The 19644-nt window shown below is 65.6% G+C and carries 20 protein-coding genes; 13 read left to right on the top strand and 7 right to left on the bottom strand.

Annotated elements, in window-relative coordinates; translation table 11 throughout:
* The first annotated feature begins 64 nt into the window (after positions 1-64).
* The 5 genes from V7066_RS08900 (at position 65) to ilvD (ending at position 6161) form a co-directional block, all read left to right on the top strand.
* Complete coding sequence (locus tag V7066_RS08900) at positions 65-1714, top strand: electron transfer flavoprotein-ubiquinone oxidoreductase (RefSeq protein WP_334182744.1); 1650 nt, start codon at positions 65-67, stop codon at positions 1712-1714.
* Positions 1715-1992: 278 nt separating this feature from the next.
* On the top strand, positions 1993-2805 hold the full coding sequence (locus V7066_RS08895) for a 4-(cytidine 5'-diphospho)-2-C-methyl-D-erythritol kinase (protein WP_334182699.1): 813 nt from the start codon (positions 1993-1995) through the stop codon (positions 2803-2805).
* A complete protein-coding gene (locus tag V7066_RS08890) occupies positions 2802-3524 on the top strand; it encodes an N-formylglutamate amidohydrolase (protein ID WP_334182698.1) in 723 nt (240 codons plus the stop codon). Before V7066_RS08895 ends, V7066_RS08890 begins: the two co-directional genes overlap by 4 nt.
* 65 nt (positions 3525-3589) lie before the next feature.
* The gene (locus V7066_RS08885; RefSeq protein WP_334182697.1) at positions 3590-4156 is read left to right on the top strand and encodes a DUF805 domain-containing protein; all 567 of its coding nucleotides are present in this window, start codon (positions 3590-3592) and stop codon (positions 4154-4156) included.
* Positions 4157-4304: 148 nt separating this feature from the next.
* Positions 4305-6161: a dihydroxy-acid dehydratase gene (ilvD, locus tag V7066_RS08880; RefSeq protein WP_334182696.1), complete on the top strand. Its 1857-nt coding sequence runs from the start codon at positions 4305-4307 to the stop codon at positions 6159-6161.
* Positions 6162-6256: 95 nt separating this feature from the next.
* Here the strand turns inward: ilvD and V7066_RS08875 are convergent, their stop codons facing one another.
* The gene (locus tag V7066_RS08875) at positions 6257-6532 is read right to left on the bottom strand and encodes a hypothetical protein (RefSeq protein ID WP_147215545.1); all 276 of its coding nucleotides are present in this window, start codon (positions 6530-6532) and stop codon (positions 6257-6259) included.
* Positions 6533-6661: 129 nt separating this feature from the next.
* Between V7066_RS08875 and V7066_RS08870 the strand changes: the two genes are divergently transcribed.
* The 3 genes from V7066_RS08870 to V7066_RS08860 are packed head-to-tail and all read left to right on the top strand — an operon-like array spanning position 6662 to position 9691.
* Positions 6662-7021, top strand: a complete 360-nt coding sequence (locus tag V7066_RS08870) for a hypothetical protein (protein WP_334182695.1) — start codon at positions 6662-6664, stop codon at positions 7019-7021.
* The gene (locus V7066_RS08865) at positions 7011-8423 is read left to right on the top strand and encodes an NAD(P)H-hydrate epimerase (RefSeq protein WP_334182694.1); all 1413 of its coding nucleotides are present in this window, start codon (positions 7011-7013) and stop codon (positions 8421-8423) included. The genes V7066_RS08870 and V7066_RS08865 overlap by 11 nt, the downstream gene beginning before the upstream one ends.
* Positions 8420-9691, top strand: coding sequence for a class I SAM-dependent RNA methyltransferase (locus tag V7066_RS08860; protein WP_334182693.1), 1272 nt, complete (start codon positions 8420-8422; stop codon positions 9689-9691). The genes V7066_RS08865 and V7066_RS08860 overlap by 4 nt, the downstream gene beginning before the upstream one ends.
* Before the next feature lie 36 nt (positions 9692-9727).
* On the opposite strand, the gene V7066_RS08855 is transcribed toward V7066_RS08860, so the two are convergent.
* From V7066_RS08855 to V7066_RS08835, 5 genes are all read right to left on the bottom strand, one after another.
* A complete protein-coding gene (locus V7066_RS08855) occupies positions 9728-9991 on the bottom strand; it encodes a hypothetical protein (RefSeq protein ID WP_334182692.1) in 264 nt (87 codons plus the stop codon).
* Between the two features lie 40 nt (positions 9992-10031).
* On the bottom strand, positions 10032-10262 hold the full coding sequence (locus tag V7066_RS08850; protein ID WP_334182691.1) for a hypothetical protein: 231 nt from the start codon (positions 10260-10262) through the stop codon (positions 10032-10034).
* A 134-nt stretch (positions 10263-10396) separates the two neighbouring features.
* Positions 10397-11374 carry a threonine ammonia-lyase gene (locus tag V7066_RS08845; RefSeq protein WP_334182690.1) on the bottom strand — a complete coding sequence of 326 codons (978 nt, stop codon included), beginning with the start codon at positions 11372-11374 and terminating at the stop codon, positions 10397-10399.
* 16 nt (positions 11375-11390) lie between these two features.
* Positions 11391-12035 carry a class I SAM-dependent methyltransferase gene (locus V7066_RS08840; protein ID WP_334182689.1) on the bottom strand — a complete coding sequence of 215 codons (645 nt, stop codon included), beginning with the start codon at positions 12033-12035 and terminating at the stop codon, positions 11391-11393.
* Positions 12036-12045: 10 nt separating this feature from the next.
* Complete coding sequence (locus tag V7066_RS08835; RefSeq protein ID WP_334182688.1) at positions 12046-13266, bottom strand: DUF3419 family protein; 1221 nt, start codon at positions 13264-13266, stop codon at positions 12046-12048.
* A 267-nt stretch (positions 13267-13533) separates the two neighbouring features.
* Here V7066_RS08835 and V7066_RS08830 point away from each other — a divergent pair, with 267 nt between their 5' ends.
* The 5 genes from V7066_RS08830 (at position 13534) to V7066_RS08810 (ending at position 18401) form a co-directional block, all read left to right on the top strand.
* On the top strand, positions 13534-14745 hold the full coding sequence (locus V7066_RS08830; protein WP_334182687.1) for a saccharopine dehydrogenase family protein: 1212 nt from the start codon (positions 13534-13536) through the stop codon (positions 14743-14745).
* Positions 14745-15155 carry a hypothetical protein gene (locus V7066_RS08825; protein WP_334182686.1) on the top strand — a complete coding sequence of 137 codons (411 nt, stop codon included), beginning with the start codon at positions 14745-14747 and terminating at the stop codon, positions 15153-15155. Before V7066_RS08830 ends, V7066_RS08825 begins: the two co-directional genes overlap by 1 nt.
* Before the next feature lie 7 nt (positions 15156-15162).
* Complete coding sequence (locus tag V7066_RS08820) at positions 15163-15513, top strand: DMT family protein (RefSeq protein WP_334182685.1); 351 nt, start codon at positions 15163-15165, stop codon at positions 15511-15513.
* 113 nt (positions 15514-15626) lie between these two features.
* Positions 15627-16805 carry a carboxynorspermidine decarboxylase gene (locus V7066_RS08815; RefSeq protein WP_334182684.1) on the top strand — a complete coding sequence of 393 codons (1179 nt, stop codon included), beginning with the start codon at positions 15627-15629 and terminating at the stop codon, positions 16803-16805.
* 372 nt (positions 16806-17177) lie between these two features.
* Positions 17178-18401, top strand: coding sequence for a type III PLP-dependent enzyme (locus V7066_RS08810; RefSeq protein WP_334182683.1), 1224 nt, complete (start codon positions 17178-17180; stop codon positions 18399-18401).
* 76 nt (positions 18402-18477) lie between these two features.
* Here the strand turns inward: V7066_RS08810 and V7066_RS08805 are convergent, their stop codons facing one another.
* Entirely contained in the window at positions 18478-19578 is a 1101-nt protein-coding gene (locus V7066_RS08805; protein WP_334182682.1) for an NADH:flavin oxidoreductase/NADH oxidase, read from the bottom strand.
* Between the last annotated feature and the right edge of the window lie 66 nt (positions 19579-19644).

Here is a 19644-nt window from a genome sequence, read left to right as displayed (position 1 = left end):
CCAATCAAGGCAATTCGAGAAAATTAATCGAGCGACTAAATTAGGGGCCGGCTCAGTGGACACCATGATTGAACGCGAAGAGATGCCGTATGACGTCGTCGTCGTGGGCGGAGGGCCTGCGGGCCTGGCGACGGCGATCCGGTTGAAACAGGTCGATCCGGAGCTTTCGGTCTGCGTGCTGGAGAAGGGTTCGGAGATCGGCGCGCATATCCTGTCGGGCGCGACGATCGATCCCAAGGCGCTCGACGAACTGCTGCCGACCTGGCGCGAGGACGGCTGCCCGCTGGCCGAGACCCCGGTGACCGACAACTGGCACTGGCACCTGACGAAGAAGAAGAAGTTCTCCCTGCCGCATCTGGTGATGCCGCCGTTCATGTCGAACGACGGCAACTACACCGGCTCGTTGGGCAACCTCTGCCGCTGGCTGGCCGAACAGGCCGAGGCGTTGGAGATCGAGATCTTCCCCGGCTTCCCGGCCGCCGAGATTCTCTATGACGACAAGGGCGCCGTGATCGGCGTCCAGACCGGCGACATGGGCATCGACCGCGAGGGCAATCCCAAGGGCGATTTCCAGCCGGGCATGAACCTGCTGGGCAAGTACACCGTGTTCTGCGAAGGCGCGCGCGGCCACCTGACCAAGCGGCTCAAGGCGAAGTACGATCTGGAGGCGGATTGCCAGCCGCAGATCTACGGCATCGGCATCAAGGAACTCTGGGACATCCCGGCGGAAAAGCACGTCCCCGGCCGGGTGATCCACACCCAGGGCTGGCCGATGAGCGAGAGCGATTCGTGGGGCGGCGGCTTCCTTTACCACCAGGCAAACAACCAGGTCGCGCTCGGTTTCGTGACCGCGCTCGATTACAAGAACCCCTACGTTTATCCGTTCGAGGAATTCCAGCGCTGGAAGCAGCACCCGGAAATCCGCGCGATCCTCGAAGGCGGCAAGCGCGTCGCTTACGGGGCGCGTGCGATCAACGAGGGCGGCTGGCAGTCGGTGCCGATGCTTGCCTTCCCGGGCGGCGTGCTGGCGGGCTGCTCGGCGGGCTTCGTCAATGTGCCGCGCATCAAGGGCACCCATACCGCGATGAAGAGCGGCATGCTGGCGGCCGAGGCGATCGCTGCCGCGATCAAGGCGGGCCGCGAGCAGGACACGCTCGGCGAATACGATACCGCCGTGCGCGAAAGCTGGATCGCGAGGGAACTGAAGCTCGTGCAGAACGCCGAGCCGATGGTCGCCAAGTGGGGCGGCGAGATCGGCACGGTGCTGGCGGGCGCCGACATGTGGCTGCGCACGCTGTTCGGCTTCGGGCTTGCCAAGCCGATGAAGCATCACACCGATGCCTCGACGCTCCAGCGCGCTGATCTCTACCAGCCGATCGCCTATCCCAAGCCGGACGGCGTGATCAGCTTCGACCGCCTGACCAGCGTGTCCTACTCGTTCACCAACCACGAGGAAGACCAGCCGGTTCACCTGAAGCTCAAGGATCCCTCGGTTCCCACCGCGATCAACCTGCCGCTCTATGCCGGGCCGGAAGCGCGGTATTGCCCGGCGGGGGTCTATGAGTTCGTCGATCCGGACGGTTCGGGCATGAAGCTCCAGATCAACGCGCAGAACTGCGTCCACTGCAAGACCTGCGACATCAAGGACCCGACCCAGAACATCGAATGGGTCACTCCCGAAGGCGGCGGCGGGCCGAATTATCCCAATATGTGATCCGGAAAAGGGGAGGCGAGAGCTTCCCATTTTTTCAAAGCCCCGACCCTCGCGCAATTTCCCGCGTCACCCTGAACTCGTTTCAGGGTCCATCGCGCAGCAAGGGCGGTGCTTTAGGTAGCTTGCTGCGGGTGCCGTTGGTGAAACGACGCTTCGGCGCGAACGGCCCGATGGATCCTGAAACGCGTTCAGGATGACGCGGCTTTATGGTGAGATGTGAGGTGCGGCGGACCAAGGCTCATCTTGCCTCTGCGTCCGCGCCGCGTCATGGAAGCGCGATGCTTTCCGAAACTGCCTATGCCAAGATCAACCTCGCGCTTCACGTCCGCAGACGGCGCGAGGACGGCTATCACGAGCTGGAAACCCTGTTCGCTTTCGTCGATGCCGGGGATGAGCTGACGGCAGCGCCTGCCGCCATGGACAGCCTGACCACCCACGGTGAATTCGCGGGAAAGATCGACGATCCCTTCGGCAATATCGTCGCCAAGGCCCTGACGGCGCTTCCCCACGGAACGGGCTGGACTGTCGACCTTGAAAAGCGGCTGCCGGTCGCGGCTGGGCTGGGCGGCGGTTCCGCCGACGCCGGGGCGGTGTTCCGCATGGTCGAGCGCGCCCACGGCCTTCCCGATGACTGGCATGAGCGCGCGGCGAAGCTGGGTGCGGATGTGCCCGCCTGCGTCCTTTCGCGCCCCTGCATCGGCACCGGCACCGGCACCGAGCTTGCCGAAGTCTCCGAGAACGATCTCGAAGGTTGCCCGGTCCTGCTGGTCAATCCGCGCGCGCCGGTGCCGACCGGGCCGGTGTTCAAGGCCTGGGACGGGCGCGATCGCGGCGCCATGCCGGGCGGCAGCTTGCGCGAGATCGCCCTGGCGGGTCGCAACGATCTGGAAAGCCCCGCCATCGCCATCTGCCCGGTGATTGCGGACGTGCTCGCTGCGCTGAACGAGACCGCGCCTTTCCTCGCCCGCATGTCCGGCTCCGGGGCGACGTGCTTTGCGCTCTACGAAAGTCAGGAAGTTTTAAGCCGGGCCGCGGCAAGGATCGCCGCGGAGCACCCCGACTGGTGGCAATTATCCGGGAAACTGCGTTGAAAACCGAACCCTATACCCTGCTCGGCACCCCGGCCGAGGGCGGCATCCTCGTCATTGCCGACCACGCCTCGAACCATGTGCCCGAGGGCATTGACCTCGGCATTCCGGCCGAACTGATGAACCAGCACATCGCCGTCGATATCGGCGTGGCGGCCGTGGCGGAACGGATGATCGCGCCCGGTACTGCCGCCTGGCTCGCCGGAATCAGCCGCCTCGTCTGCGATCTCAACCGGGATATCGGCATGCCCGGCATGTTTCCCGAGGTTTCGGACGGCTATGATATCCCCGGCAACCGGATCGGCGACGAGGGCCGCGCGGCGCGCGTGGCCGCCTATTTCGATCCCTATCATGCCGCGCTTGAAAAGCTGCTGGGGGAGGCGCCGCCCGCACTGATCGTCTCGCTGCACAGCTTCACGCCGGGTCTGGCAACTTGCGACAAGCCGCGCCCCTGGGAGATCGGCATTCTCTATAATGAGGACGACCGCGCCGCCCGCCTCGCCATCCCGCTGCTGGCAGCGGAAGGGCTGACCGTCGGCGATCAGGAGCCTTACTCGGGCCGCATTCTCAACGCCTCGATGAACCGCCATGCCGAGGCGCATGGCCGGCCCTATCTCAGCATCGAGATCCGGCAGGACCAGATCGCCGATGCGGCGGGGCAGGCGCTCTGGGCCGAGCGGATGACGCGGCTCTGCAACGCGGTCGTCGCCGGGCTAGGTTGATCCCCTCCCGGCTTGTGGTCCCCCGGATGCGGCGATAGTCTCGCGGCGATGGATCAGGGGGCAACATGATCGGCTATCACCTTGTACGGCTGGCGAAATTTTCCGGCCGAGAGACCCGCGCCCAGTTCTGGCCATGGGCAGCGGTGGTCGCGGGAATCGCGATGGTCGGCGGCTTTGCGACGGCGATGCCGATGGTGCTCGCCTCGATGGCGAAGATGCGCCGGTTCGCGCTGGAGCACCCGGAGCAGGCCACGATCTCCTCGGGACCCGGCCATTACGAGATCGAGATCGAGGGCTATCATCCCGAACTGATGCCGGATATCGCGCCGTTCCTCACGGCGATGGAGGGCATCATGGCCCTGCTGATCGTGCTGATCGCCGCCGCCGTCGTCAGGCGCCTTCACGACACCGGGCGTTCCGGCGCCTGGGGACTTCTGCCGCTGCCGTTCCTGTTCTTCGGCTTCGCGCGCATGCCGGTGCTCTTCGCCGATCCCGCTTTCGATACGCGCCTGTTCGGCCTGCTGTTCCTCAACAACTTCTGTTACCTTGGCGCTCTCGGGGTGCTGGTGCTGCTGCTCTCCCTGTCGGGAAAGGCGGACGAAAACCGCTACGGCCCGGTCTCGAAAAGCTGATCGCGCACGATCATAAAAGCAAAAAGCGCATTTCAGGAAATTTTATACCTCGCAAAAGCCCTGCACTTGGCGTAGGGGCGCCCCATATCCATGATCGACATGGCGCGAACCCAGCGCCGTGCCCATGACCAATCCCGGAGTTCGCACAATGCCCGCCTATCGTTCCCGCACTTCCACCCACGGCCGCAACATGGCGGGCGCGCGTGGCCTCTGGCGCGCGACGGGCATGAAGGATTCGGACTTCGGCAAGCCGATCATCGCGGTGGTGAACTCGTTCACGCAGTTCGTACCCGGCCACGTCCACCTCAAGGACCTGGGCCAGATGGTCGCGCGCGAGATCGAGGCGGCGGGCGGCGTCGCCAAGGAATTCAACACCATCGCGGTCGATGACGGCATCGCCATGGGTCACGACGGCATGCTCTATTCGCTGCCCAGCCGCGATCTGATCGCGGACAGCGTGGAGTACATGGTCAACGCCCACTGTGCCGACGCGATGGTGTGCATCTCCAACTGCGACAAGATCACGCCGGGCATGCTGATGGCCGCGCTGCGCATCAACATCCCGGTCGTCTTCGTCTCCGGCGGGCCGATGGAAGCGGGCAAGGTCGTGCTGCGCGGCAAGGAGCAGGCGCTCGATCTGGTCGACGCCATGGTCGCCGCCGCCGACGAGAGCTACACCGACGAGGAAGTCCAGGCGATCGAGCGTTCGGCCTGCCCGACTTGCGGCTCGTGCTCGGGCATGTTCACCGCCAACTCGATGAACTGCCTGACCGAAGCGCTGGGTCTCTCGCTGCCGGGCAACGGCTCGACTCTGGCGACGCACTCGGACCGCCAGCGCCTGTTCCTCGAAGCGGGCCGCCTCGCGGTCGATCTCTGCCGCCGCTACTACGAGCAGGAGGACGAAAGCGTCCTGCCGCGCAATATCGCCAGCTTCGGCGCGTTCGAGAATGCCATGAGTCTCGATATCGCCATGGGCGGGTCGACCAACACCGTGCTCCACCTGCTGGCCGCCGCCGTGGAGGCGGGCGTGGACTTCACGATGGAGGACATCGACCGCCTCAGCCGCAAGGTGCCGTGCCTGTCGAAGGTCGCGCCCGCGAAGAACGACGTCCATATGGAGGACGTTCACCGTGCCGGTGGCATCATGGCGATCCTCGGCCAGCTCGACCGTGCGGGCCTGCTGCACACCGATCTGCCGACCGTCCATGCCAAGACGCTGGGCGACGCGCTGAACCACTGGGACATCTCGCGTACCAACGCGCCTTCGGTGCAGGAATTCTTCAAGGCCGCGCCGGGCGGCGTGCCGACGCAGACCGCGTTCAGCCAGAGCCGCCGCTGGGAGGAACTCGATCTCGACCGCGAGAACGGCGTCATCCGCAGCAAGGAACACGCGTTCAGCCAGGACGGCGGCCTTGCGGTGCTCTACGGCAATATCGCGCAGGACGGCTGCATCGTGAAGACGGCAGGCGTGGACGATTCGATCCTGAAGTTCACCGGCACCGCGCGCGTCTACGAATCGCAGGATGCAGCCGTTGCCGGTATCCTCGGCGGGCAGGTCGGCGCGGGTGACGTCGTGGTCATCCGCTACGAAGGGCCGCGCGGCGGACCGGGCATGCAGGAAATGCTCTATCCGACCAGCTACCTGAAGTCGAAGGGCCTCGGAAAGGCCTGCGCGCTGCTGACCGACGGTCGTTTCTCGGGCGGCACTTCGGGCCTGTCAATCGGTCATGCCTCGCCGGAAGCGGCCGAAGGCGGCGCCATCGGCCTTGTCGAGAACGGCGACACCATCGAGATCGACATCCCCGGCCGCACCATCAACCTGATGGTTTCGGACGAAGTGCTTGCTCACCGCCGGGCCCAGCAGGAAGCGCGCGGTGCCGATGCATGGTCGCCGGTTCACCCGCGTCCGCGCAAGGTTTCGGCGGCGCTTCAGGCTTACGCCGCGATGACCACCAGCGCGGCAAAGGGCGCGGTGCGGGATGTGACCCAGCTCAAGCGGAAGTAAGGTTCAAGGGGAAGAGCAGGGGTTATTACCCCTGCACCCCATTACCGTCTTCGTTGCGCCCGGCCTGTCGGTGGGCGCAACACTTGCGGGCCGGGTTAGCCGTCGCTGACGGGGGCGAGACGGACGGCTTCGTCCACCATGTTCTGCCAGGCGTCGTGTACGTCGCTGATGTTGACGGACAGGCCGCGATCCTTCTTGAGCAGGTGCTCACCGGCAAGGCACATGCCGGGCGTCGGCACGCGCAGTGCCTTTACGACTTCCCGCGCGGTTTCCTTGAACTGTTCGCGATCTTGTGGGGTCAGTGCATTCCAGTCGTCGGTTCCGTGTTCGGCCTTCGCCAGAGCCCGGGCGGCGCGTTCGATCAGCGGCATCGTTATGCTCTCCCTCGACAGATTGTAGGGCAGCGTAACATCACGTGAAGGCTTGCGTAAGTGTCCCATTCTCGGGCTGCGCCGGACAGACGCTTGCTGTCGGCAGGAAAGTCCTTGTAGCCAGGGCACATGGTACGCTTGTTCCCCGCTACAGCCCTTGTTCTGGCCCTCACGGCCTGCTCGTCCAGGCACGAAGCGCCGAAAGTGGCGGAGGGGGACGAGCACATTTCCTGCGCGGTTTCCGGTTCCGGCGATCTCAAACCGATCTGTGCGGTCGAGCGGCACGAAGGGCCGGATGGCCTCATGCTCCTGGTCCGCCATCCCGATGGCGGCTTCCGCCGCTTCGCCGTGGTGAGCGACGGGCGCGGGCTTGAGGTTGCCGATGGGGCGCAAGTGGCGGTAACAAAGCTGGAAGGCGACAGGCTCGACGTTTCGGTCGGGGCCGACCGCTACCTGTTCCCGGCCACGAGGAAGTCCCATGCCCCATAGGCTGCTGCCGCAAAATGACCAGATCCTGACCGTCGCCCAGATGCGCGCCGCCGAAGAGGCGCTGATCGCTGCGGGCTCGTCGGTGGGAGCATTGATGCGGATAGCTGGATCGGGCGCGGCGGAGTGGGTCTGGCGGGTTTCGGCAGGGCGCTCCGTCACGATCCTGTGCGGCCCCGGCAACAACGGCGGTGATGGCTATGTGATCGCCGAGGCCATCCGCGAGCGCGGCGGGCAGGTGACGGTCGTCGCGCCGGTCGATCCGAAGACGGACGCGGCCCGTGACGCGCGTGCCGGCTATCAGGGCGCGGTACTGAGCGGGGATGCGGAGGTGCATGGCGATGTCTTCGTCGATTGCCTCTATGGCAGCGGCCTGACGCGCCCTTTGTCGGCGAAGGATTTCGCGCTGTTGGTGCGGCTGGCGAAGGCGCATCACCAACGCATCGCGCTCGATCTGCCGAGCGGGGTGCAGTCGGACACCGGGATGCTGCTCAATCAGGGACTGCCGTGCTACGATGCGACACTGGCGCTGGGGGCATGGAAATTCGCGCATTTCCTGATGCCCGCGGCCGCCATGATGGGCACGCTGCGACAGGTGCCGATCGGCGTCGCGCCAGTGGAAGGAGCTGCCGTTTCAGTCGCCAAGCCCCGGATCGCCGCGCCGGACGCGGATTCCCACAAGTATCGGCGCGGGCTGCTGGCGGTGGTCGGTGGGGCGATGCCCGGCGCGGCGGTACTGGCGAGCCTTGCCGCGCAAGGCGCCGGTGCCGGCTATGTGAAGCTTTTTGCCGACAGCAAGCGCAATGTGCCTGCCGATCTGGTGGTCGATCAGGGCGTGCTGACCGATGTGCTGACCGACGATCGCAACACGGCGGTTCTGGTCGGGCCGGGGCTTGGCCGAGATGCCGCCGCGCGCGAGCGATTGGCGGTGGCGCTGGCCGATCCGGTGCCGGTGGTGGTCGATGCCGATGCGCTGATCCTGCTGGCGCCGCGCGCGCTGACGGAACGGTCGGCGGCCACCGTGGCAACCCCGCATGAGGGCGAGTTGATGGCGCTGGAACGCGCTTTCGATCTTGACGGCAGCGGCAGCAAACCGGCCCGCGCTCTGGCTTTGGCCGAGGCGAGCGGTATGGTCGTGGTGGCCAAGGGACCGGACACGGTGATCGCCGCGCCGGATGGTCGTCTTGCCTGCGCGCCGCGTGCGACTTCGTGGCTTTCGACTGCCGGGACGGGGGATGTGCTGGCCGGATGCATCGCCAGTCGCCTTGCTGCCGGTATCGATGCTTTCACGGCGGCTTGCGAGGGCGTATGGCTGCACGGAGAGGCCGCGCGGCGCTCTCCGCCCGCCTTTACTGCGGGTCAGCTTGGACAAATGGTCCCGGCTGCGCTAGCGGCCTGCCTGTGACTATTGGAACCGAAGAAATCCCCGAAACGATTCTGCGCATCGCCGCCAAGGGCGATGGCGTAACCGAATCCGGCCGCTTCGCCTGGGGCGCTGCGCCGGGCGACTTGCTGCATGCAGATGGCACCCTGGAATGGGGGCCTAACCATATCCAGCCGGTCTGCACCCATTTCGGCCGTTGCGGCGGCTGCCAGCTTCAGCAGCTGAACGATCAGATGCTCGCCGATTTCGTCGAGGGCCGCGTTGCCAATGCCTCGGCCTCGCAGGAACTGGGCGCGGAAAAGATCGCGCCGCCGTACCTTTCGCCGCCGGGGGCACGCCGCCGCGTTTCGCTGCGTGCGGAAAGCTCGGGCGGGCGCGTGGCGATCGGCTTCCGCGAGGCGAAGTCGCACCGGCTGGTCGAGCTGGAAGAATGCCCGGTCATGGCGCCGGAGCTGTTCGCGGTGCTGGGTCCGCTGCGCAAGCTGCTCATCACCATGGGCAAGGCGGCCCCGGCCAAGAAGGGCCGCCACGGCAAGCCGAGCAAGCACCAGCAGACCCGCATGGCTGCCGATATCGAGATGACGCTGACCGATCAGGGCGTCGATCTGGGCGTGAAGGGCCTTACCGCAGAAGGGCTCGCCGCGACCGAGGCGATGCTCGATTTCTCGCGCGAGCATAAGCTTGCCCGCCTGACCATGGATGGCGGCTACGGTTTCGAAACCGTGTGGGAGCCGGTGCCGGTTACGGTGACGCTGGGCGGCGTTCAAGTGCCGCTGCCGCCGGGTTCGTTCCTTCAGGCAACCGTCGATGGCGAGGAAGCCCTCGTCGACGCGGCGAAGACCTGGCTGGAAGGCGCGGCGACCGTGGCCGACCTGTTCTCCGGCCTCGGGACGTTTGCGCTGGCGCTGGCCGGGCCGCAGACGAGGGTGCTGGCCGCCGAAGCGGCGCGCGATGCGCACTTGTCCTGCAAGGCCGCTGCTGATCGCGCGCAATTGCCGGTTTTCTCGGCTCACCGCGACTTGTTCCGCAACCCGCTCCAGCCCGACGAACTCAGCAAGTTCGATGCGGTCGTGCTCGATCCGCCCCGCGCCGGTGCGCGCGAGCAGGTCGATTGCATCGCCGATTCCAGCGTGGGCCGGGTGGTCTATATCTCGTGCAACCCGTCGAGCTGGTCGCGCGATGCGGCGCGGCTGGTCGAGGCGGGCTTCCGGTTGGTCGAACTGCGCCCGGTGGGGCAATTCCGCTGGTCCACCCACGTCGAACTGGCGAGCTATTTCGAGCGCGACTGAGAGGAACCCCAGTCGACTGACCTCAGGCGCCTGAAGTCATTCGACCCCCTGCGCCTTGGCCATCATGTCCATGAAGTCCCGCGCGGCATTGCGGTCGTCCTCGTTGTCGAAGGCGATGTCGAGATCGGGTGAAGCGCCGAACATGTAGAGCAGGGACCACAGCGCGAAACGCCGGGCGGGGTCCTTCTGCATGCCGAAATCGACGCGCATCCGTTCGATACCGGCCTCAAGCGCGGCAGGGGCGATGGTTGCAAAGTCGTCGGTGCCGAAATAGCGGCGAAGCTGATCGTCCAAATCCATGGACACGCTCTAGCAGCGTGAAGCCCTGTCGCGAAGAGGGTCAGGAATCGCTTTCGTTTCGCGCCATGTGCGCGGCGATCAGCTGGTAGATCACCAAAGCCCAGGTGCTGCCGATCACTCCGATGAAGAAGGTTGACCAGCTCAGTCCCCAGTCGGCATCGAGCAGATTATTGGTCAGTGCCGCGAGCGTAACAAGTACGAGCAGGGTTTCCAGGGCGACAAAGGCCCAACGCGTAATGGCGATGGAATGTGACTCGCGGTGAACGATCACGATTATCTCCCGAAAGCATCCTGTCTTGTTACGGCAAGATTAGTGCACGGAAGGCGGGCGCGTCCAGACCTGTTTTTACGGATCCCTGTGCCGCATTGCGACAGTCCGACGGACCCCGCCGGACCGTCGCGGCGTCAATCCAGCCCTTGCAGCACTTTTGCGAAGGCCTGCGCATCGGTGTTGCCGCCGGAGAGGATAACCGCCGTCCGCTCGGTCGGCTCGACTTTGCCTGCGAGCACCGCCGCCAGAGCCGCCGCGCCGCCGGGTTCGACGACGAGTCGCAGCTTTGCGAAGGCCAGGCGCTGGGCCGCGCGCACTTCGGCGGGCGTAACGACCAGCCCGAAGGGGCAGCGGGCTTTGAGGATCTCGAAGTTGATCGGCCAGGTGCCGGGAGTCTGGAGCGCATCGCAGGGCGTCGGCGGGGCGTTGGGGCCGATGCGCTGGATTTCGCCGGTTTCCAGGCTGTGGCAGACATCGTCCCAGCCTTCGGGTTCCACCGGGATCACCCGCGCGTCCGGCAGGGCAAGGGCCAGTCCGGCGGTCAGTCCGCCGCCGCCGCAGGGGGCAAGGATCAGGTCCGGCGAGGCGATACCCTGCTCGGCCAGCTGCTCCGCGATTTCGAGCCCAGCCGATCCCTGGCCCTCGATGATCCAGGGGTCGCCATAGGCATGGACGAGCGTGGCGCCGCGTGCCTCGCAAAGGCGGCTGGCGACTTCCTCGCGGTCCTCGCCGCCGGGGCGGTCGTAGAGCACGACTTCGGCGCCGAGGGCACGGGTATTGGCGAGCTTCACTTCCGGGGCATCGACCGGCATCACGATCGCGGCCTTGATGCCCAGCTTGCGGGCGGCCCAGGCCACGCCCTGTGCATGGTTGCCGCTCGATACGCCGACGACGCCGCGCGCGCGTTCCTCGTCGGTCAGGGCCGTCATGCGGTGCCAGGCGCCGCGGATCTTGAAGGCGCCGACCGGCTGGAGGCTTTCCGCCTTGCACCAGATCGTGCGGCCGTCGACTTCCAGCGGCAGCAGCGGGGTTCTCGGCAGGATTTCCGAGACTTTACGGGCAGCAAGCGCAACGCCTTGCGCGGTCGGACGGTGGAGGAGGGCCTGAGTCATGGCCGCGGGCATAGCCCTATCGGGAGAGCCGCACCATCTGGTAATAGCCGAGCGGACCACGGCTCACCGCGATCCGCAGACCCTGTTCCCCGGCCAGCCGCGCGGCCACCATCGGCAGGTCAAGGCGAGGGGAGACATGGAACTTCGCCAGCCATGCCCGCAAGGCTTTGCGCAAGGGGGCGGGCAGCCCGGCGAGATCACCGAAGTCGACGGCATGAAGCACGCCGCCCGGCGCCAGCGCAGAAGCCGCCTGCCCCAGTGCCGCCTGCCAGTCGGGGATCATCGAAAGGGTGTAGGACAGCACGACCCGGTCGAAACCGGACCGGCCGAACAGGGCCGTCGAATCGAACCGGGTTGCATCGCCCAGCGCCAGCCGGACCTGTGGGCCGAGCCGGGCGCCTGCGCTCTTGAGCATCTCGCTGGAGATGTCGAAGCCGTGGCACTGCACGTCCGGCCAGGCCCGCGCGATCAGTTCCAGATTGCGCCCGGTGCCGCAGCCCACTTCCAGCACGCCCATGCCGGGGGCGGCATCCAGTTCGCGGATCAGGCGGTCGCGGCCGAACAGGTAGTATTTGCGGGTGAAGTCGTAGATGTGGCGCTGGCCGCGATAGACCTTGTCCATCAGCGCGGCGTGGTCCTGCGACAGGGCGGTGCCGGTCATTTCGGCTCCCTCAGCGCAGGACGTAGAGGTGGACGCCGCCGTAGATCGACGAGCGATCCGCGCGCGTCGCTGCCAGCGATTCCGTCTCGCGGTAGTCCCAGCGGGCGAGAATCGCTTCCGGTACGCGGCCGGGGAGCAGCGTCGGCTCGGCGGCGGTGCGGAACAGCACGCGCGAGCCGGGACGGGCGGTGCGGGTGATCTCGCTCCAGAGTTCGGTGAGCTGGGCGTCGCTCATCCAGTCCTGCGCATCGAGCAGGATGTAGCGGTCGAGCGAGGCTTCGGCGCTATCCTTGAGAACCTGGGTGAAGTTCGCGTGGCGCAAGGTGAGGCGGTTCAGCCGCTCGCGGACCAGCGGCACGTTGGCTTCCTGGAGATAGGGCGGCAGCGGCGCCTTGGGCTGGCGTCCGTAGCCGCGCCCGAAGGCCTGCCAGGCGAAGTAGTTGTCGCCCAGCGGGAAGTGGCAGGCCAGCTTTTCCAGTCTCGCGCGCAGCACGTCGGCCATGCGGTTGCCGCCGGCCAGCGCATCGTACTGCGCGGGCGGAATGCCGAGGCCGAACAGTGAGGCGGGCTGGTCGGTCAGCCAGCGCACCAGCTTGCGCTCGAAGATCGGCGCGAAGCGCTCGTCGAATACGCGGCGCTGCTCTTCCAGCGTCTCGGCGCCGAGGATTTCGCTGGGGTCGATCTTGTAGAGCTTGGCGAGCACATGGGCGGCGCCGATGAAGTGGCCCAGCAGACCCTGTTTGTAGATGCCGCGGGCAAATCCGCGGATGCGGCGGCGGCCGACGAGGTCCCGGCCTTCCCAGTAACGGCGGGTGGTCTCGTCGAGATGGGGTGCGAGCCGGTCGCGATAGGTGGCCAGATTGCCCGGCTGGTCGGCCTCGGCGATGAAGCGGCGCAAGTCGGCGTAGTCCGTGAGGTTGCGGATCGCAGCGATCTTCAGTCGGCCGAGGGCGATATGCGCGGTGTTGAGATCGACGCAGGTGATCGCGGCCGGATCGGCGGTGAGGTAGGAGAGGGCGTTGCAGCTGCCGCTGGCGATCGTGATGATCCGGCTGTCGGGACCGATCTGGAGCGCTTCCATGTCGGCAACCGGATCTTCCCAGATCTGCGCGTAGACGAGGCCCTTGAAGGCGAGTGCGAAGGCCTTGTCGAGCAGGCGGGCGCCTGCTTTCGTTTCCTGGCGAACGACGGCGCCTTCGATGAGCTTGGAAGCGGGATGGGCATTGGACATCGTGCGGCGGTCCCCCGGGCCGTGTGAAGCTTGTGCGGCCCCAATGCCTCCGCCGGGTGACCGCCCGATGACGGGACGATGGCGGATTGTGACACTCTTGGCCGAATGTCGGCGCCTTCATGAGGGGCCGTCCGTCCTGCGTGGAGGCGATCTTCCGTTCTTCGGATGGTGGGGATGGTGTGCCCGGCGAAAACTCTCACAGTTGAGTTGTCACACAGGGCCTCTATATGCGGCTGTTCGCGAGTATCGCGTTAAGGAGACAGATTGGTGAGCAAGGTTCTGGTGATCGGCGCAGGCGGCGTCGGTTCGGTCGCGGTCCACAAGATGGCGATGAATCCCGACATCTTCTCGGATATTCACCTCGCCAGCCGCACGGTTTCCAAGTGCGAGGCGATTGCCGAGTCGGTGAAGGAACGCACCGGCGTCTCGATCAGCACCTATGCGATCGACGCCGACGACGTGGCGGCAACCAGCGAGCTGATCCGCTCGATCGGGCCGAAGCTCGTCGTCAACCTCGCACTGCCCTACCAGGATCTCGCGATCATGGATGCGTGCCTGGCGACCGGCGTGAACTACATGGACACCGCGAACTACGAGCCCAAGGACGTGGCCAAGTTCGAATACCACTGGCAGTGGGCCTATCAGGAGCGCTTCAAGGAAGCGGGCCTCACCGCGCTGCTCGGTTCGGGCTTCGATCCGGGCGTCACCTCGGTCTTCGCCATGTGGCTCAAGAAGCACAAGCTCAAGACCATCCGCACGCTCGACATTCTCGACTGCAACGGCGGTGATCACGGTCAGGCCTTCGCGACGAACTTCAACCCGGAAATCAACATCCGCGAAGTCACCGCGCCGGCCCGCCACTGGGAGAACGGCGAATTCGTCGAAACCCCGGCCATGGGCGTGAAGCAGAGCTTCGACTTCGAGGCCGTCGGCCCGAAGAACATGTACATGATGTACCACGAGGAACTGGAAAGCCTCGCGAAGTTCATCCCGGAAATGGAGCGCGCGCGCTTCTGGATGACCTTCGGCGACGAGTACATCAAGCACCTCACCGTGCTGCAGAACGTCGGCATGACCCGCATCGATCCGGTGATCTACAACGGCGTCGAGATCATCCCGCTCCAGTTCCTCAAGGCCGTGCTGCCCGAGCCCAGCTCGCTTGGTTCGACCACCAAGGGCAAGACCAACATCGGCGATATCGCGACCGGCGAAGCGCTGGACGGTTCGGGCGAGAAGACGTTCTACATCAAGAACATCTGCGACCATGAAGACGCCTTTGCCGAAACCGGCAACCAGGCCGTCAGCTACACCACCGGCGTCCCGGCGATGATCGGCGCGGCCATGCTGCTGACCGGCAAGTGGACTGGTGCGGGCGTGTTCAACATGGAGCAGTTCGATCCCGATCCCTACATGGACATGCTGAACCAGCATGGCCTGCCGTGGACGGTCGAGGAACTCGACGGACCTCTGGCGTTCTGATGCGCGGCTTGCGGACCGTTCTCGTCGCGGCCTTCGGCGCTCTCGCGCTGGTGGGGTGCGCGCCGCAGGACGGTCCGCAACCGCCGACGCCGCCGGTGGGCGGCGAAAAGGGCCAGAACCAGAGCTACAGCCGCGACATGGGCGCGGCGGATCGCGCGGCCTGCGAGGCCGAAGGCGGCTCCGTGCAGCGCCGCGGTATGCTGGGCATGGAGCAGTGCGTCCATGCCTTTGCGGATGCGGGCAAGCAGTGCACCGATTCTTCGGAGTGCCAGGGCAAATGCGTGGGCAGCGCCGGTGCGGTCTCGCCCGACAAGCCCGCCAGCGGCACCTGCCAGGCGGATGACCGGCTCTACGGCTGCTATGCCGAGGTCAGGCAGGGCAAGGCCGTAAACGCCATCTGCGTCGACTGAGCCGGCCGTGAACTGGACCTTCGTTGCACCCGTGGCCATGCTCGCGGGTTCCAATCTCTTCATGAACACGGCGTGGTATCTGCACCTCAAGATGCCGGGCAAGGCGCTGTGGGTGGCGATCGCCATGAGCTGGGGCATCGCCTTCTTCGAATATTGCCTGGCCGTGCCCGCCAACCGGATCGGCAGCCAGGTCTATTCGCTGGGGCAGCTCAAGGTCCTTCAGGAGGCCATGTCGCTCACCGCTTTCGTGTTGGTGGCCTGGGCACTGTTCGGGCAGAAACCGGGGCTGAACGAGATCGTCGGCTTCGCGCTGGTCGGGGCAGGGGCGTGGTTTATCTTCAAGGGGCCGTTTGCCTGAAGTGTCGTTTAACACGCATTCTTGAAGCTGTGGTTCGGCAGGACCATCTGCCAAGGCCACTTGGTTGAAAAATTCGGCTCCTCATGGAGTCACCCGAAAAGGATTGAACGAACATGGAAACCCGCGCCGGCGATCCGGGAGCCTTTGCCCAATTCGACCTGTCGCGCGTCGACAGCCCCAGCTTCGTCGTTGATGCGGCGAAGCTGCGCGACAACCTGCGCATTCTTGCCGAGATCGGCGAGCGTTCCGGCGCCAAGGTGCTTTCCGCGCTCAAGGCCTTCTCGATGTGGTCCACGGCGCCGATCGTGGGCGAGTACCTCGACGGCGTCTGCACTTCGGGCCTGTGGGAAGCGCGCCTTGCCAGCGAGTTCTACGACGGCGAGATCGCCACGTACTGCGCTGCCTACAAGGAGCAGGACCTCGATGAGATCCTGCGGCTTTCGGATCATGTGATCTTCAATTCGCCGATGCAGATCGAGCGCTTCTGGCCGCAGATCGAGGCCGCCCGTGCGCGCGGTGAGGACTTCGATATCGGCCTGCGCGTCAATCCGATGCATGCCGAGGGCGAAGTGCCCAAGTACGACCCTTGCGCGCCGCATTCGCGGCTGGGCTTCCCGATCAACCAGCTCACCGAAGAGCATGTCGAGATGATCGACGGCATCCACATGCACACCCTGTGCGAGCAGGACTTCGAGCCGCTGCGTCGCACCTGGGACAAGGCTTTCGACTATCTCGAACCGTTCTTCGGCCAAATCCGGTGGATCAATCTGGGCGGCGGGCACCACATCACCCGCGCCGACTATCAGCGTGACGAACTCGTCGAATTCCTGATCGATCTCCAGGAAGACACCGGGGCCGAAGTCTACATCGAGCCGGGCGAGGCGGTTGCCCTCGATGCCGGCATTCTTGTCGGCTCGGTTCTCGATGTCGCCCATAACGGCATGCCGGTGGCCATCGTCGATGTCTCGGCGACCTGCCACATGCCCGACGTGATCGAGGCGCCCTACCGTCCGGCCATGCTGGGCGAAAAGGCGGAAGGCGAGGGCGAGCCGGTGCGGTTGGGCGGTCCGTCCTGCCTCGCGGGCGATGTGATCGGCGACTATGTACTGCCGGTCGATGCCGAGCCGGGCGCGCGCTTCGCTTTCCTCGACCAGGCCCACTATTCGATGGTCAAGACCACGACCTTCAACGGCGTTCCGCTGCCTTCGATCTGGATGTGGGACTCGGAAACCGACGCGCTCGATTGCATCCGCCGCTTCGATTACGAGGATTTCCGCGGCCGTCTGAGCTGATGAAACAGGCGCGGGACGGCTCGATCCGTCCCGCGCTTGCCTCTCCCGGCCCCCGTTTTCCCGACTCGAAAGAACCGGAACGGTCCCCCGGGCATTTCAGGCATGAAACCCGCTTGATCCGGCCATCCTCTTTCGAGCTGTGGCGGATTGGAGTTTTCTCGATCAACCGTCTGAAAAATGGCGACAAAGTTGAATGGAGGAGCGGCATGAAATCTTGCGCAAATCCCTTATGTGACGTTTCTGTGAAACTGGATTTTTTTCACTTGCGATTCAGCTTGGGGGGCCTATATCCCGCCCCTCGCTGCCCCATGGGGACTTCCAAACCGCAAGGCAGCTCTTGTCGTTAACAATTCCGTTTGGGGGTCCCTTGAGTTGCTCGAATTTCTTGACGCACCGGCTGTAGCGCGCGCAATCGCGCCCGACGAACCCGTTATCCTCAACCGCCCGCATGCTGCTGCGCGCGCGGCCCGTTTCTTCGCCACGAAGTTTCCGGGCAAGGCGCTCTATGCCGTGAAGGCGAACCCGTCGCCGGATCTCATCAAGATCCTCTGGGCGAACGGCATCACCCACTACGACGTGGCTTCCATCGGCGAAGTCCGCATGGTCCGCACGGCACTGCCGGATGCGACCCTGTGCTTCATGCACCCGGTCAAGACCGCCAGCGCGATCCGCGAAGCCTATTTCGAACACGGCGTTCGCACCTTCAGCCTCGACACCATCGAGGAAGTCGAGAAGATTCTCGACGCGACGACCGATGCCGAAGGCAACCGCGCCACCGATCTGCGTCTCTGCGTGCGCCTGCGCGTCTCTTCCGAATATTCGGAACTGAGCCTGGCCTCGAAGTTCGGCGTCGATCTGGCCGATGCGGGCGAGCTGCTGCAGGCGACCCGTCAGGTCGCCGACTGGCTGGGCGTGTGCTTCCATGTCGGTTCGCAGGCGATGACGCCCTTCGCCTATGTTCAGGCGCTGGAGCGTGCCCGCGCGGCGATCGCCGATGCCGGTGTCGTCATCGACATGATCGATGTCGGTGGAGGCTTCCCCTCGGTCTATCCGGGCATGGAGCCGCCGCCGCTGGAAGACTATTTCCAGGTGATCCACCGTCACTTCGAAGCCCTGCCGATCGCGTACAACGCCGAACTGTGGTGCGAGCCGGGCCGTGCGCTCTCGGCCGAGTACAGCTCGATGATCGTCAAGGTCGAGAAGCGTCGCGGTGACGAGCTTTACATCAACGAGGGTGCCTATGGCGCGCTATACGATGCGGCCCATGTCGCCTGGCGCTTCCCGGTGAAGTGCATCTCGCGCGAAACCGCCGTCGGCGGCGAGCGTTCGGAAGAGCTTCAGGAATTCTCGTTCTACGGCCCGACCTGCGACGATGCCGACTTCATGGAAGGCCCGTTCATGCTCCCGGCCGACATCAAGGCGGGCGACTGGATCGAAGTGGGCATGCTCGGCGCTTACGGAGCGGCCATGCGCACGGCGTTCAACGGCTTCGGCACCGGCGAGGTGCTGAACGTCTCGGACGAGCCGATGGCCAGCCTCTACACGGGCGAGCGCAAGGACCCGCGCGTTTCGGACAACGTGGTCTCGCTGCGCTGATCCTGTCGGAACCGTTATGAAAAAGCCCGCTGGAACTTCGGTTCCAGCGGGCTTTTTTCTTGTCCGTCGTGCGGGATCAGGCCTGTACGAACAGATCCTTGTAGACGCGCGGCTGGCAGCGCAGGAACTGCGGCGCGGCCTTGACCGTCGCACCGAGCGCGGCCGCGGCATGCCAGGGCCAGCGGGGATCGTAGAGCACGGTGCGGGCCAGGCCGATCATGTCGGCCTCGCCGGTGGCGACGATGGCCTCTGCCTGTTCCGGTTCGGTGATGAGACCGACGGCGATCACCGGCATCGAGACCGCTTCCTTCACCTTGCGGGCGAGCGGAACCTGATAGTTGGGGCCGACCGGGATCTTCTGCCCGGCGTCCAGCCCGCCGCTGGAGACGTGATAGGCGGCGCAACCGCGCGCTTCGAGCGCCTTGGCGAAGGCGATGGTCTGTTCGATGTCCCAGCCGCCTTCGGCCCAGTCCGTGCCGGATACGCGCATCGTCACCGGCCGATCCGCGGGGAAGGCGGCGCGCACGGCATCGTAGACTTCCAGCGGGAAGCGCATGCGGTTTTCGAGGCTGCCGCCGTATTCGTCCTCGCGCTTGTTGGAGAGCGGCGAGAGGAACTGGTGGAGCAGGTAGCCGTGGGCGCCGTGGATCTGGACGGCGTCGATACCGAGGCGTGCGGCGCGGCGTGCGGCATCGGCGAAGGCCTCGCGGATACGATCCAGCCCGGCCTTGTCGAGGGCTTCAGGGGCGTTCTCGTCAGGCAGGAAGGGCAAGTTGGAGGCAGAGACCGTCTGCCAGCCGTTTTCGGCATCGGGGGCGATCTGGCCGCCGCCGTCCCAGGGCTTGGCGGTACTGGCCTTGCGGCCCGCATGGGCGAGCTGGATGGCGATCGGCATGTCCGACCAGCGCCGCACGCTGTCCAGGACCTTGGCCATCGCTTGCTCGGTCTCATCGTTCCAGAGGCCGACGTCGGCGTAGGAAATGCGGCCCTCTGCGCTGACGGCGGTTGCCTCGATCGTGAGGATGCCCGCGCCGGACTGCGCGAGATTGCCGAGGTGCATGGCGTGCCAGTCGGTCATGCGCCCGTCCTCGGCGGAATACTGGCACATGGGGGCAATGACGATGCGATTGGCGAGGGTGAGGTTGCCGAGGGTGATCGGCTCGAACAGCTTGGCCATGGAAGTCCTTCTGGTCACGTCGTCGCGGGAGAAGGGCGCCGGGAGAGGGCGCGGAGTGAGCGACGG

The sequence above is a fragment of the Novosphingobium sp. genome (assembly GCF_036820275.1).
GTDB lineage: Bacteria > Pseudomonadota > Alphaproteobacteria > Sphingomonadales > Sphingomonadaceae > Novosphingobium.
The sequence above is the reverse complement of the archived record's forward strand: the minus strand, read 5'-3'. Positions and strand labels throughout refer to the sequence as shown.

Coding starts and splice junctions, on each gene's coding strand:
- V7066_RS08805 (WP_334182682.1), bottom strand. CDS start 19,578: ATGGCCAAGCTGTTCGAGCCGATCACCCTCGGCAACCTCACCCTCGCC.
- V7066_RS08865 (WP_334182694.1), top strand. CDS start 7,011: ATGCCCCATAGGCTGCTGCCGCAAAATGACCAGATCCTGACCGTCGCC.
- V7066_RS08870 (WP_334182695.1), top strand. CDS start 6,662: ATGGTACGCTTGTTCCCCGCTACAGCCCTTGTTCTGGCCCTCACGGCC.
- V7066_RS08900 (WP_334182744.1), top strand. CDS start 65: ATGATTGAACGCGAAGAGATGCCGTATGACGTCGTCGTCGTGGGCGGA.
- V7066_RS08845 (WP_334182690.1), bottom strand. CDS start 11,374: ATGACTCAGGCCCTCCTCCACCGTCCGACCGCGCAAGGCGTTGCGCTT.
- V7066_RS08895 (WP_334182699.1), top strand. CDS start 1,993: ATGCTTTCCGAAACTGCCTATGCCAAGATCAACCTCGCGCTTCACGTC.
- V7066_RS08840 (WP_334182689.1), bottom strand. CDS start 12,035: ATGACCGGCACCGCCCTGTCGCAGGACCACGCCGCGCTGATGGACAAG.
- V7066_RS08825 (WP_334182686.1), top strand. CDS start 14,745: ATGCGCGGCTTGCGGACCGTTCTCGTCGCGGCCTTCGGCGCTCTCGCG.
- V7066_RS08855 (WP_334182692.1), bottom strand. CDS start 9,991: ATGGATTTGGACGATCAGCTTCGCCGCTATTTCGGCACCGACGACTTT.
- V7066_RS08835 (WP_334182688.1), bottom strand. CDS start 13,266: ATGTCCAATGCCCATCCCGCTTCCAAGCTCATCGAAGGCGCCGTCGTT.
- V7066_RS08875 (WP_147215545.1), bottom strand. CDS start 6,532: ATGCCGCTGATCGAACGCGCCGCCCGGGCTCTGGCGAAGGCCGAACAC.
- V7066_RS08815 (WP_334182684.1), top strand. CDS start 15,627: ATGGAAACCCGCGCCGGCGATCCGGGAGCCTTTGCCCAATTCGACCTG.
- V7066_RS08885 (WP_334182697.1), top strand. CDS start 3,590: ATGATCGGCTATCACCTTGTACGGCTGGCGAAATTTTCCGGCCGAGAG.
- ilvD (WP_334182696.1), top strand. CDS start 4,305: ATGCCCGCCTATCGTTCCCGCACTTCCACCCACGGCCGCAACATGGCG.